Origin of the sequence: Amycolatopsis sp. NPDC023774, assembly GCF_040639695.1 — a bacterium.
Classification (GTDB): Bacteria; Actinomycetota; Actinomycetes; order Mycobacteriales; family Pseudonocardiaceae; genus Amycolatopsis.
Genome location: NZ_JBFAAJ010000004.1, coordinates 382,575 through 395,051 on the forward strand (window position 1 = coordinate 382,575; position 12,477 = coordinate 395,051).

Consider the following 12,477-nt stretch of genomic DNA (forward strand, 5'->3'; position numbering starts at 1 on the left):
CACGCGGGCGTGACGCGGCTAGAGGTCGAGAGCCCCTTTACGGAATCGAACCGTAGACCTTCTCCTTACCATGGAGACGCTCTGCCGACTGAGCTAAAGGGGCCTGCCTCTTGCGAGGGCTTGCAAAGATTACCAACCCGGTTCACCCGGCCGTGCAACCGGGGTCCCCTTAACGAAAAACCTCAGGTCAGCAGGGTCAAGACCGTCTCCGAGTGCCGGCCCGGCGACCGCGCTGTGCGGGCCTGCAGCCAGGCCTCCAGCCGGTCCTCGGGCAGCGGCCGCGAGATCAGGTATCCCTGGGCGACGTCACACCCCATCGCCTCCAGCTGGTCGCGCGCGACGTCCTCTTCGACGCCCTCCGCGACCACCGTGAGGCCCAGCGAGTGCCCCAGTTCGACGATCGAGCGCACCACAGCGAGGTCGCCGAGGTCGGTGCCCATGCCGAGCACGAAGCTCTTGTCGATCTTCACCTGGTCCACCGGCAGCTGCCGCAGGTACGCGAGTGACGAGTAGCCCGTGCCGAAATCGTCCACGGCCAGCACGATGCCCAGCGAGTGCAGCTCGCGCAGGATCGGGAGGGCCTTTTGCGGGTCGGACATCACACCGGATTCGGTGAGCTCGAACGTGAGCAGCTCGGGCGGCACGTCGTAGCGCTCCAGCTCGCGCTGCACCTTCGCCGGGAAGTCCTCGTCGGCCAGGTTGCGCACGGAAAGGTTCACGGCCGCGGAGATGCGCAGGCCCTCGTCGAGCCACTTGCGCACGCGCTTGAGCGAAGCCTCGAGCACGAACGACGTCAGCACGCCGATCAGGCCGGCCGCCTCGATGGCGGGCACGAACTCGTCCGGGCCGAGCCGGCCGAACTCCGGGTGCACCCAGCGCACGAGCGCCTCAACGCCCTGCACCTGACGGTTCGGCAGCGTGATCTTCGGCTGGTAGTGCACGGACACGTGCCCGTCCTCCAGCGACTGCCGGAACTGCGTCACCATCTGGAAGCGACGCAGGAAGATCTGGCCCATGCTCGGCACGTAGCCGCGGACCTCTTCGCCGCCGCGGGTGGCGCGGACGGCGACGTCCGCGCGCTGCAGCAGGCCGTCGACGTCCACGGGTTCGCCGCCGTCCTCGACGGAGGTGGTGGCGTAGCCGATCATCGCGTTGGCCTCGACCGAAAGCCGGTCGACGGGGTAGGGCGCCGAGAGCTGCACGCGCAGGCGTTCGGCCGCGGCGTGGGCGTTCTCCGGCGTGCAGCCCACGAGCAGGGCGGCGAACGACGCCCCCTCCAGCCGCGCGAGCGGCACGTCCGGGCCCAGCGCGTCGCGGATCCGGCGGCCGGCGGCGATCACCATGCGGTCGGCCCACGAGTAACCCAGCGCGTCGCTGACGGTCGAGAAGACGTCGAGGTCGATCCGCAGCACCACGGCGTTGGCGAAGTCGCGCAACGGCTCCTTGGCGACCTGCTGGAAGCCCGGCCGGTTGAGGTGGCCGGTGAGCGGGTCGTGGTAGGCGTCGTGGCGCAGGGTCGCGAGCAGGCGCCGGTTGTCGAGCGACGTCGCAAGGTGGCTGGCCATCGTGCCGAGCAGCTGCACGTCGTACTTGCCGAAGCCGCGCCAGCGGGAGAGCCGGTCGTGGGCCTCGACGACGCCGAGCAGCTGGTTGGCGCTGCGCAGCGGCACCACGAGCGCCTCCTGCGCGCCGCGGTTGAGTAGCGCCGCGCGGACGTCGGGGTTGGCCTCGGTGATGCGGAAGTGGCGCACGTGGGCGCCGGGCAGGCGCTGCAGCGGGTCGTCGGCGTTCGGGTCGACCGGCGGCAGGTCGTCACCGGCCACGACCACGCGCATGGTGTCCTTGGCCTCCAGGCGCAGCCGCAGCACGACGCGGCCGGCGGCCAGCTGGTCCTTGATCCGCTCGGCGATCGTGGCCCACTCGCGCACGTCGACGCCGCCCACGAGCTCGTCGGCGCGCCCGGCCGGTCGCGCGGCGGCCTGCTGGCCCGAGCGCGCGACCATGAGGCTGACGTCGGACAGCGCCTCCATGTCCCGCTGCTCGCGCAGCAGGTCGGAGTAGGCCCAGTACAGCGCGGTCAGCCCGAGGAACACGGCCAGCACCAACGGCCACGCCTGCGGGGTGTTCGCGATCACGAGGTAGCCGCTCAGGCCCACCGATGCGTTCACGAAACCGACCACGAGGATGCGGCCGGTGAGCCGGATCGCGGTGCTCACGCGCATGCGGCGGCGCAGCACGCGCACGGCGGCCAGCGCGAGCAGCGTGCTGACCAGCGGCGCGGTGAGCGTGCCCGCCAGCGCGGCGACCCAGGGCATGGCCTCGCCACCGCCCACGGCCTGCTTCACGAGCCCCGCGACGGCGAACGCGCCGGTGATCTCGAGCAGGAACGCGCCCGCGTTGTAGAGGACGCGCCCGGCGACCTTGCGGGCCAGCAGCGTGCCGATGCCCGCGACCAGGTGCGCGGCCAGGACGACCTCGAAGGGAGCAACGAAGAAACCGATTACCAGCGGAATTTCTGTGAACGAGATCGTCCACGAAATGCCGCTTCGGACGTCAACGTTGATGCCCAGCTGTTCGGCGAGCAGGAACGCGAGCGCCAGCACTGGTCCGATCCACCAGAGCTTGGCCGAGCCGTGAAAAGGCAACCAGGAAGCGACCGCGAACGCGGTGATCAGACCCAGGCCGAGAACGGCGAAGGTGTAAATGCGGAACCGGCGTTCGTCCGTGCGGGCCTCGGTGAAGGTCCCGGAAACGGCGCCCCCCTTGGCCTGTTTCGCCGCTGGGGCGGCATCAGGCCTGCCGTTGCTGTCCGGCATCCGACCTTCCTTCCCGGCTGCCCACCGGTCGCGCTCGTCAGTGACGTCAGGTGTGGACAAGGGCCATACCGTACCCCGGAGGGCGTACCCGTGTCCCTTTCGAGACAGTAGGAGATCACCCCAGGGTTAACAATGGGCTTGTGGCGCTGACCTGCGTGGACCAAGGAGTGAAACTCCCCGTTCGTGCCTGATTCCGCGGCCCGGAGTGTGTTCAGGGGTTCTGCCGAGTTCTGCGGGGCGACAATGAAGTACATGCACAACGATGTGACAGCCACCGGGCACGCGGCGCGGATCGCCACGGTCGACGCGCTGCTCCCCGTGCCCCGGCCCTTCGAAGTCCACGACGACGCCACTCTCCTGTCGGTGCAGGTAGGAGACACGACGGCGGCCGGTCTGGCCACCAGCACCGAGCTCGGCCCCGACAGCGCCCAGTCCATCTGGCGGGCCCTGACCGAGCACCGGCTCGAGGTCCAGCTCGCTGGTCCGGACCCCGCCGCCGGCCTCGATGCGTTGCTCACTCGATGGGATGAACACCTGTCGACCATCGCCCGCCCGGGGGATCCCGAGTGCTCCGCCGTGGTCTCCCGGCCCAGCCGTGACACTGCCGGCGTGGCCGAAATGCTGCGCCACGGCTTCGCCCCCGTCGGCGTGATCGCCGTCCGCCCGGCCCAGCGCATGGCCGCCTCGGGGCCCACGACGACCCCCGGCGTGCGCATCCGCCACGCCACGCCGGACGACCTCGACACCGCCCTGCGCCTCATGCTCGAGCTCCAGCGCTACGACGCGCAGTTCGGCCGTGTGACGGTGCGGCCCGGCATCGACGAGCTCGTCGGCAAGGAGCTCCTGGGGTTGCTGGAGCGCCCGGAGCCGCAAGTGTGGATCGCCGAGCTGTACGGGCAGGCGCTCGGCCTGGCCGTGCTGCAGATGCCTGACGAGACGGCGTGGATCCAGCACCGGGCGGCGGCTTCGCGGATCGGGTACCTGTCTTCGCTGGCGGTCGCGGAGGCGGCCCGGTCGGCCGGCGTGGGTTCGGCCCTGGCGGCCCACGCGCACCAGGTGTTCGACGAGGCCGGGGCCGATGTCGTGCTGCTGCACACGGCGGTGCCGAATCCGCGGTCGACGCCGTTTTGGTACGCGCAGGGGTATCGGCCGTTGTGGACCGGGTGGCAGCGGAGGCCGGCGGTTCGCTAGCTCAGCTAGCCGGTGGCGCGGTGGCGGGTGAGGGAAAGCTCGACCACCGGGATTTCGCCGTCGCGCCCGTGTTGCCGCTCGGCCGGAGGGAGATCGTCGTTGTCGCTCGCTACGCTTGGCCTTCCGCGACGAGGGGAGTTCCGACGTGAGCGAGCAGCCGGCGTCCGCGCCGAAGGCGCCCGAGGGCGTGGACACCGAGAAGCCCTCGGCGGCGCGGATCTACGACTGGTATCTCGGCGGCACGCAGAACTGGGCCGTCGACCGCGAGTTCGGCCGGCGCGTGGAGCAGCAGTGGCCGCTCGTGCGGCCGGGCGCGAAGCAGAACCGCGAGTTCATGAACCGCACCGTGCGCGCCGCACTCAAGGCGGGGATCCGGCAGTTCATCGACCTCGGCTCGGGGGTGCCGACGGCCGGCAACGTCCACGAGGTCATCGAGGCCGAGCTGGACGACGACGACCGCGCCACCGTGTTGTACGTGGACTACGAGCCCGTGGCCGTGGCCCACGCGACGCTGATCCTCGAAGAAGAAGCCGCCACCGACTGGGCCGGCATCCTGCAGGCCGACCTGCGCGACCCCAAGGCCGTGCTGCGTTCGCCGACCACGCGCGAGTTCATCGACTTCTCCCGGCCGGTGTGTCTGTTGATGATGGCGGTGCTGCACTTCGTCGGCCCGGACGACGACCCCGAGGGCCTCGTCAAGGCCTACCGAGACGCGCTGGCACCGGGCAGCTGGCTGTCCATCTCGCAGATGAGCGAGGGCGACGGCGACGGCCCGGCGCTCGAAGGCCTGCGCTGGTTCGTGGAGCAGTACCGCAAGACCAGCAACCCCCTCTGGATGCGCGACCGCGACGACATCCTGCCGTTCTTCGGTGGCTGGCCGTTGCTCGAGCCGGGCATCGTGCACCTGCCGGACTGGCGGCCGGAGCGTGAGCTGAACGCGGTGGAGGCCGAGGCCAGACCGTTCGCGTGGTGCGGGGTCGCGGAGAAGCCGTGACCGCGCCGGACGCGCCGGCCGGGGTGGACGTCGAGAAGCCGTCGGCCGCGCGCGCCTAGGACTAGTACCTCGGGGGCAACCGCCTTGGCCGGGAGACCCGGGCGGGGCGGTGGGCGTCGGGCGCGGTGGGCGCCGGGCGCGGTGGGCGTCGGGCGCGGTGGCTCGCGGCCGCCTGGCAATGCGCAGCGCCCCGAACTGCTGTTGATCACGATCGGCCTCGCCCGCGCATGCAGTCGCCCGAAACGGTGCCGGCGACCGCTGGGATCTGCCTTCACCTCGGCTTCTTGCATCGGTGACTTCGACCTCCGAAACTCTTCGGCCAAAGTTGCCCACAGGCACGCTGAGTTGTGGACAACTCGGCCCGCCAGAGGCTCGAACACGGGTTTTGTCGGGGCCGGCCGATAGAATGGACAAGGGCACGCCCCCTTGGGAGGGCGGGGGTTTGCGCCCGAGGATGGCGCCCCGATAGGCACGCCAGGTCGAATACGGTGCGTACTGTTGATCACCGCATGGCACCGTTTCTACCCGTGTCGCTGGACGCCTTTCCCCTCGCTGCCGCTTACCCGCACGTGGTCGCGGTGCGCGTGGTCACCGTTCCGTGTCTGAGCCAGAGATGAGATCCGCGCGGCAGGCGGCCACGGAGCCGTCCCAGCACGGGTCCGGTCGGATCGGCGACCGGAGTGGTCGGCGAAAGCCGAGGGGCGGGCGCGGTGGGCGCTGTCCGGGTCGAGGCGTGACCATGGCGGCAGGCGACGGAGCCTTCGCCTGGAGCGGGGATCGCGGAGCCGTGACCGGGCACACGGTGCTCTGACCAGCGCGAATGCCTGATCGCTGCCAGCGAACGCTCCTCGGGAAACAAACCCGCCCCACGGATAGTTGAGCAAGGCAGACTCAACTAATCGAGGAGTGCACATGTCAGATCCCCGCCTCCTGCCCGTTCTCCCGCTCGATGACGACGTCGTGCTGCCGGGCATGGTGGTCCCGCTCGACCTCACCGACGCCGAGACCCGGGGCGCAGTGGAGTCCGCTCAGGCCAAGACGCCCGCAACGGCGTCGTTCCCCGGCATCCGCTCCGGCGCGGCCACCAAGGCCGAAGTGCTGATCGTCCCCCGCATCCACGGCGAATACGCCGAGATCGGCACGGTCGCCACCGTCGAGCGCATCGGCCGGGTTCCCGGCGGCAAGGCCGCCGTTCTGCTGCGCGGCACCGGCCGCGCCGTGGTGGGCCGCATCGCGGACGGTCCCGGCGCCGCGCGCTGGGTCCACGCCGACGAGGCGACCGAGTTCACCGACGACCGCTCCACGCAGCTCGCGTCGGAGTACAAGGCCGTGGTCATCTCGCTGCTCCAGCAGCGCGGTGGCTGGCAGATGATCGACGCCGTCCAGCAGGTCGAAGAGCCCTCCGCGGTCGCCGACCTGGCCGGCAACGCGCCGTACCTGGCCACGGAGCAGAAGCTCGAACTGCTGACCACGCTCGACGTGAGCAAGCGGCTCGAGAAGGCCATGGAGTGGAGCAAGGAGTACCTCGCCGAGCTCGAGGTGACCGACACCATCCGCAAGGACGTCCAGGAGGGCATGGACAAGCAGCAGAAGGAATTCCTGCTGCGCCGCCAGCTCGAGGCGATCCGCAAGGAACTCGGTGAGCTCGACGGCACCGCTGAGGACGACGACTACCGCGCCCGCGTCGAGGCCGCCGAGCTGCCCGACAACGTCAAGAAGGCCGCGCTGGCCGAGGTCGACAAGCTGGAGCGCACCTCCGAGCAGTCGCCCGAGGGTGGCTGGATCCGGACGTGGCTCGACACCGTCCTCGAACTGCCGTGGAACGAGCGCACCGAGGACGTCTACGACATCGCCGCCGCGCGCGCCGTGCTCGACGCGGACCACGCGGGCCTCGACGACGTCAAGGCACGCATCATCGAGTACTTGGCCGTGCGCAAGCGTCGCGCGGAGTCGGGACTCGGCCCGGTCGGCGGACGCCGTTCGGGTGCCGTGCTCGCCCTCGCGGGCCCTCCCGGGGTCGGCAAGACTTCGCTGGGTGAGTCCGTGGCGAAGGCCATGGGGCGCAAGTTCGTGCGCGTCGCCCTCGGTGGCATCCGGGACGAGGCGGAGATCCGTGGGCACCGTCGTACGTACGTCGGCGCGCTGCCGGGCCGCATCGTGCGGGCCATCAAGGAGGCCGGCTCGATGAACCCGGTCGTGCTGCTCGACGAGATCGACAAGGTCGGCGCCGACTACCGCGGCGACCCGACGGCCGCCCTGCTGGAGGTGCTGGACCCGGAGCAGAACCACACGTTCCGCGACCACTACCTCGAGGTGGAGCTCGACCTGTCCGACGTCGTGTTCCTCGCGACGGCCAACGCGCTGGAGACCATCCCCGGTCCGCTGCTGGACCGCATGGAGCTCGTCACCCTCGACGGCTACACCGAGCACGAGAAGGTGACGATCGCCCGTGATCACCTGCTCCCGCGCGAGCTGGAGCGCGCCGGCCTCACGACCGGCGACGTGGTGATCACCGATGCGGCGTTCAGCCGGATCGCCGCCGAGTACACCCGCGAGGCGGGCGTGCGCGACGCGAACCGGACGATCGCCAAGCTGCTGCGCAAGATCGCGACGAAGGTGGCTCTGGACGAGGCCGCGCTGCCGGTTTCCCTGGACGCGGCCGACCTGGAGGCCTACCTGGGCCGCCCGCGCCACGTGCCGGAGTCCTCGCTGCCGACCTCGACCCAGCGCACGTCCATCCCGGGCGTCGCGACGGGCCTGGCCGTGACCGGCGCGGGCGGCGACGTGCTCTACATCGAGGCGTCGCTGGCCGACCCGGAAAGCGGCTCGACGGGCCTTCAGCTCACCGGCCAGCTCGGTGACGTGATGAAGGAGTCGGTGCAGATCGCGCTCTCGTACCTGCGCTCGCACGGCGCGGAGCTCGAGCTGCCCGTCAGCGACTTGAAGGACCGCGGCATCCACGTCCACGTCCCCGCGGGCGCGGTGCCGAAGGACGGCCCCTCGGCCGGCGTCACCATGACGACGGCTCTGGCGTCACTGCTGTCCGGCCGGGTCGTGCGCGCCGACGTGGCGATGACCGGCGAGGTCTCGCTGACCGGGCGCGTGCTGCCGATCGGTGGGGTGAAGCAGAAGCTGCTCGCCGCGCACCGGGCGGGGATGAAGACGGTGATCATCCCGCAGCGCAACGAACCGGACCTCGATGATGTGCCGGCGGAGGTGCTGTCGCAGCTGGACGTGCACGCTGTGGCGAATGTCCGTGAGGTGCTGGAGCTGGCGTTGACGCCTGCTTCGTCGGAGGTTCCGCAGGCTGCGTGAGTTTTCGTGTGAATGGCCCCCGTTTCCGTTGGGAACGGGGGCCTTTCACTGTTCGAAGCCCTCCACGACAACCTGTTCTTCTGCTCCTAGAAAGGTTTCCGCGCGCCGCTCGATGTCGGCCAGCTGCGCCGCGGCCCGCGAGCACGGGAAGCCGAACTGCGCGAGCACCCGCTCCGACGCGAGCGTCAACGCCGCCCGCGAGCGCTCGACGAACTCCGCGACCGGGTACGCCTCCCCCGCGGCGAAGTGCTGTTCGACCACAGTGGACGGTGAATAGCACCACTGCACCGAGGAATCCGGCCAGCGCACTCGGAACACGACCTCGGGCATGGGTCCTCCTCGATGTTGCATCGAGTGGACACCACGCACGTTTCGCCGGTGTTGCGCGAAGGTGGCTGTGTGATCAGGGCAACAGCCCTCGGGGAAGCCACTGTTCGGTGAACCGATGCCGGCCGAGGCCGACGGAGTCGAATTCGTCGTGGTGGGATCCGGCGTCGACGCCCAGGCGGCGGAGGGATTGGGAAACCGGAGAACCCTCGGGCGGGTTGACGAGCTCGTCTTCGAAGACGTGGATCGGGCCGAAGACGACGGCTCCCGCTTCCCACACCTGGGCGGTGCTCGGGCCGTCGCCGCCGAAAAGTTCCACCTCGACGTAGGCGATGGGGCCGGCCCACGAGCAGCGGGCCAGGACCTCTTCGAAACCGCGAGGGAATTCCAGGAACGGCGCGAGCTCGGGGGCTTCGGGGTCGGCGACCGAGGCGGCGTAGTCCTTGGTGACCGGGACGAGCGAAAGGCACTGTCCGAGCGGGACGATCACCGGGTCCCCGGGGAGCGCGCGAAGGACGGCGGCCGTGGCGATGACGGCTTCCAGAAGGTACGCCGTCAGAAGTCGAGCTTGCGCCACTCGAAGTGGGTGCGCCAGGTGTCGTCGTGGGTGGCGAAGGCGAGGAAAACCGTGACGACGTCGTCGAGCGAGGTGACGTCGGTGCGGTAGTGGCGGTCCGGGGAGCCGTCGCGGTGTTCAAGGGCGTAGTGGCCTTCGGAGGCGCCCGCGTGCCGGCCTCGGCCAACCTGGACGTAGGCGTCGTCGCGTTCGAGGACGGCGTGCCAGTTGGTGCGGGACAGGCGGTGCAGGGCGGTGCGGATGGTGGTCGCGTCGGGGTTTTCGGCGCGGGAGCCGTCGGCCGACGTCAGGGTGAGCGCGCCGGGGTTATGCACTTCGCCGCTCTGCGGGTCGTACGCGACGAGGCCGTGGCGTTGTGCCAGGGCGAGGACGAAGCGGGCGACCTCTGCGTGCGGCGAGGTGATGGGCATGACGACGGCGCATCCGGTCACGTCCAAGCCGGCGGCCCACGGCGAGTTCTCGAAGTCGTCGACCAGCTCCGGGTAGCGCGCCGTGAGTTCGCGGTGGAACGCGGTGAGCTGCGGGTGCTTCACGTCGCTTGGTTCGGCGTCGACGAGCTGGTCATAACGCGCCTTCGCCTCGGCGGCGCTGACCTCCGCGGGCGCGAACCAGACGGCAAGATCGAAACTCAACGGCAACCCCTCCCCCAGTCACGCTAACTCTACGTCGCCTCGACGCGGCCGAGCATGGAGCCGAGCTTGGTGAGGGCGTAGTAGATGTCGATGTCGATCACGACCTGGCGGTGGCGCTCCAGCGTCTCCGGCAGGCGGGCGAGCAGGGCGGGCGCGGTGTCGGGGTTGAGGAGGAGCTCGTCGAGCCGCGCCTGGCCGCCGAGGGCGTCGATGAGGGCTTGGACGTCCCAGTCGTCCCAGGCCTCGTACGTCGGGTCCTCGACGTCCACGTCGGACGGCACCGCCGCGCGGCACACGTAGATCATGAGGTGGTCGAACTCGTCGAGGGCGCCGGCGTGGGCGTCGTGCCAGCTCGGCGGGGGTGCGGGGAAGCTGCTGCGGAACGGGTGGAACCCGATGACCTCGCCCATGTCCGGAAGTCTGCCATCCCGTTCGGGGGTGAATCCCCTGGTCGGGCCTTTGATCACCCGAAATTGTCGGACCCCGCCGCTAGCCTCGCGGCGTACCGACTGGGGAAGGACCACTGTGGAACTCGCGACGCACCTGCCACCCGCCGACCGCGAACGGGTCGAGGCGCGGCTGCAACACAACCTGATGGCGTGGCTCACCACCGTGCGGCCGGACGGGCAGCCGGTCACCGTGCCCGTGTGGTTCCTCACGCGCGACGACGGGACCTTCCTGCTCTACAGCCGCCCCGACACGCGGAAGCTGCGCAACATCGCCGCCAACCCTAAGGTCAGCCTGGTGCTGGACGTCACCGACCTCGGCCGCAACGTCGTGCGGATCGAAGGCGCGGCCACGCCCGCGACGGCCCCGCCGGCCGACCGGAACGCGGCGTACCTGGCCAAGTACACCGAACGCATCGCGGCGCTGTTCGATACGCCTGAGCGGTTCGCCGAGCTGTTCTCCGTCGCGGTGGTGGTGACACCGACGAAACTGAGCACCTCGTGAAACAACAAACCCCCACGAGTCTTCGCGGGGGCTGGTGTGGCAGGTGAGGGATTCGAACCCCCGAAGGCTGAGCCGTCTGATTTACAGTCAGATCCCTTTGGCCGCTTGGGTAACCTGCCATGGCCGGGTGACCGGCCGCGTAGAAGGATACCCAACGGTCCGACGCGCCGATCAACCGGGGACCCCACCAGGCGGCAGGGGCTAGGCTGGTGGCCCCTGACGAGCGAGTACGAGGTGTGAGGACACGTGGCGGATCCCTCTTTCGACGTGGTGAGCAAGGTCGACCGCCAGGAGGTGGACAACGCCCTGAACCAGGCGAGCAAGGAGCTGGGCACCCGGTTCGACTTCCGCGGCACAGGCACGAGCATCACCTGGTCCGGCGAAGAAGCGCTCACCATCGAATCGGAGACCGAGGAGCGGGCGCTCGCCGCCGTGGAGGTCTTCAAGGAGAAGCTGATCAAGCGCAACATCTCGCTGAAGGCGTTCGAAGCCGGCGAGCCCGCGCTGTCCGGCAAGATCTACAAGATCGGCGGCAAGATCCTTCAGGGCATCGCGTCGGACAAGGCGAAGCAGATCGCCAAGTTCATCCGCGACGAGGGCCCGAAGGGCGTCCAGGCGCAGATCCAGGGTGACCAGCTGCGGGTGTCGGGCAAGAAGAAGGACCAGCTGCAGGACGTGATCGCCTTGCTGAAGGGCAAGGACTTCGAGATCGCGTTGCAGTTCACGAACTACCGCTGAGCCACCTGACGAACTGCGTCGGAGTCTGGCCGTAGCGGGATTTGACCGCGCGGATCAGGTGGCTGATGTCCGAGAACTGCCAGCGGGCCGCGACTTCCGAGACGGTGGCGCGGCCCGCGGCCAGGTCTGCGCGGGCGCGTTGCAGGCGGCGCCGCTCGTCACGACGCCGTGAACGTCCACTGGCCCTCGTACGCCTGGACCTCCACCAGGGTCGGGCCCGGCACCGGGAAGTCCGCCGTGGTGGCGCCGATCGCGTTGAGCGCCAGGTCCATGGTGCCGCCGCCCTGGACCCAGACGGCGGAGTTGCCCCGCGAGCCGGTCTTGAAGGTCGCGTGGGTGACGCCCGCGGGGATCACCAGTACGGCGTCGCCCTTGCCGGCGTAGGGCTTGCCGGCCGTGACGGTGGGCAGGGTGCGGTGGTCGGAGAGAGTGGCGGTCCACGAGGAGTTCGCGGTGATCGTGAGGGCGCGGGAGGGGTCACGGCCTTCGATGGCGTTGAACCAGACCGTGCCGTGGTACGCGCCGATGGCGTTGATGAGCGAATTCTCGTCGCCGTCGGTGTGGACGAAGATGTTCGAGTCGCAGCGCGGGCAGTCGAACGTGAGGTAGCCGGGCACGTCGGTGGGCCACGACAACTGAACCGTGGCGTCGCCCTTGCCGGTGTCGGTTTCCTTCGCGGCTTCAAGGCGACGCGGGGGCGGGGGCGGCGGCACCGAGCTGGACGAAGGCGCGTTGAGACCCAGCGACCCCAGGAGCACCCCGCGCCCCGACGGCTGGACGCTGCACGAGGCCGTGATCAGGCCCGCGAGCAGCAGCACCGCAACACGCCCACGGACGCGCGTCATCAGACATTCCCCCTCGTGAGCTGCCACGCAGCGCTCACGTGATCTTTCGTCACCCTTTGACGATCCGTTACCTCCACCGGACACCCGATCG

General features: G+C 69.9%; 12 protein-coding genes and 2 tRNA genes. 5 read left to right on the forward strand and 9 right to left on the reverse strand.

All coding sequences use genetic code 11. The annotated features are described in order from the left end of the window. Nucleotides 1–30: 30 nt before the first annotated feature. Nucleotides 31–103, reverse strand: a tRNA-Thr gene (locus tag AB0F91_RS14145). 79 nt (nucleotides 104–182) lie between these two features. Continuing rightward, a complete protein-coding gene (locus tag AB0F91_RS14150; protein ID WP_360597608.1) occupies nucleotides 183–2,816 on the reverse strand; it encodes an EAL domain-containing protein in 2,634 nt (877 codons plus the stop codon). A 252-nt stretch (nucleotides 2,817–3,068) separates the two neighbouring features. Between AB0F91_RS14150 and AB0F91_RS14155 the strand changes: the two genes are divergently transcribed. The 3 genes from AB0F91_RS14155 to lon all read left to right on the forward strand — a co-directional run bounded on the left by AB0F91_RS14155 (nucleotide 3,069) and on the right by lon (nucleotide 8,316). Further along, nucleotides 3,069–4,007 carry a GNAT family N-acetyltransferase gene (locus tag AB0F91_RS14155; protein WP_360597610.1) on the forward strand — a complete coding sequence of 313 codons (939 nt, stop codon included), beginning with the start codon at nucleotides 3,069–3,071 and terminating at the stop codon, nucleotides 4,005–4,007. 145 nt (nucleotides 4,008–4,152) lie between these two features. Further along, the gene (locus tag AB0F91_RS14160; RefSeq protein WP_360597612.1) at nucleotides 4,153–5,001 is read left to right on the forward strand and encodes an SAM-dependent methyltransferase; all 849 of its coding nucleotides are present in this window, start codon (nucleotides 4,153–4,155) and stop codon (nucleotides 4,999–5,001) included. A gap of 912 nt (nucleotides 5,002–5,913) precedes the next feature. Continuing rightward, nucleotides 5,914–8,316: an endopeptidase La gene (gene lon / locus AB0F91_RS14165; RefSeq protein ID WP_360597613.1), complete on the forward strand. Its 2,403-nt coding sequence runs from the start codon at nucleotides 5,914–5,916 to the stop codon at nucleotides 8,314–8,316. Nucleotides 8,317–8,361: 45 nt separating this feature from the next. Here lon and AB0F91_RS14170 read toward each other — a convergent pair whose 3' ends face one another. From AB0F91_RS14170 to AB0F91_RS14185, 4 genes are all read right to left on the reverse strand, one after another. Continuing rightward, nucleotides 8,362–8,646: an MSMEG_0570 family nitrogen starvation response protein gene (locus tag AB0F91_RS14170; protein WP_360597614.1), complete on the reverse strand. Its 285-nt coding sequence runs from the start codon at nucleotides 8,644–8,646 to the stop codon at nucleotides 8,362–8,364. Nucleotides 8,647–8,719: 73 nt separating this feature from the next. Continuing rightward, the gene (locus AB0F91_RS14175) at nucleotides 8,720–9,220 is read right to left on the reverse strand and encodes a hypothetical protein (RefSeq protein WP_360597615.1); all 501 of its coding nucleotides are present in this window, start codon (nucleotides 9,218–9,220) and stop codon (nucleotides 8,720–8,722) included. Further along, nucleotides 9,199–9,852 (reverse strand): hypothetical protein, encoded by a 654-nt coding sequence (locus AB0F91_RS14180; RefSeq protein WP_360597617.1) that lies wholly within the window; start codon nucleotides 9,850–9,852, stop codon nucleotides 9,199–9,201. The genes AB0F91_RS14175 and AB0F91_RS14180 overlap by 22 nt, the downstream gene beginning before the upstream one ends. A 29-nt stretch (nucleotides 9,853–9,881) precedes the next feature. Then, a complete protein-coding gene (locus AB0F91_RS14185) occupies nucleotides 9,882–10,262 on the reverse strand; it encodes a hypothetical protein (protein WP_360597619.1) in 381 nt (126 codons plus the stop codon). Between the two features lie 115 nt (nucleotides 10,263–10,377). Between AB0F91_RS14185 and AB0F91_RS14190 the strand changes: the two genes are divergently transcribed. After that, the gene (locus AB0F91_RS14190) at nucleotides 10,378–10,803 is read left to right on the forward strand and encodes a TIGR03667 family PPOX class F420-dependent oxidoreductase (protein WP_360597621.1); all 426 of its coding nucleotides are present in this window, start codon (nucleotides 10,378–10,380) and stop codon (nucleotides 10,801–10,803) included. A gap of 37 nt (nucleotides 10,804–10,840) precedes the next feature. Here AB0F91_RS14190 and AB0F91_RS14195 read toward each other — a convergent pair. After that, a tRNA-Tyr gene (locus AB0F91_RS14195) sits at nucleotides 10,841–10,922 on the reverse strand. A 127-nt stretch (nucleotides 10,923–11,049) separates the two neighbouring features. Between AB0F91_RS14195 and AB0F91_RS14200 the strand changes: the two genes are divergently transcribed. Then, nucleotides 11,050–11,541 carry a YajQ family cyclic di-GMP-binding protein gene (locus tag AB0F91_RS14200; RefSeq protein ID WP_360597623.1) on the forward strand — a complete coding sequence of 164 codons (492 nt, stop codon included), beginning with the start codon at nucleotides 11,050–11,052 and terminating at the stop codon, nucleotides 11,539–11,541. Here AB0F91_RS14200 and AB0F91_RS14205 read toward each other — a convergent pair. Both AB0F91_RS14205 and AB0F91_RS14210 read right to left on the reverse strand, forming a co-directional pair. Next, nucleotides 11,525–11,686 (reverse strand): helix-turn-helix domain-containing protein, encoded by a 162-nt coding sequence (locus tag AB0F91_RS14205; RefSeq protein WP_360597838.1) that lies wholly within the window; start codon nucleotides 11,684–11,686, stop codon nucleotides 11,525–11,527. The two genes, AB0F91_RS14200 and AB0F91_RS14205, sit on opposite strands and share 17 nt — an antisense overlap. Before the next feature lie 13 nt (nucleotides 11,687–11,699). After that, on the reverse strand, nucleotides 11,700–12,386 hold the full coding sequence (locus tag AB0F91_RS14210; protein WP_360597624.1) for a hypothetical protein: 687 nt from the start codon (nucleotides 12,384–12,386) through the stop codon (nucleotides 11,700–11,702). Nucleotides 12,387–12,477: the final 91 nt, after the last annotated feature.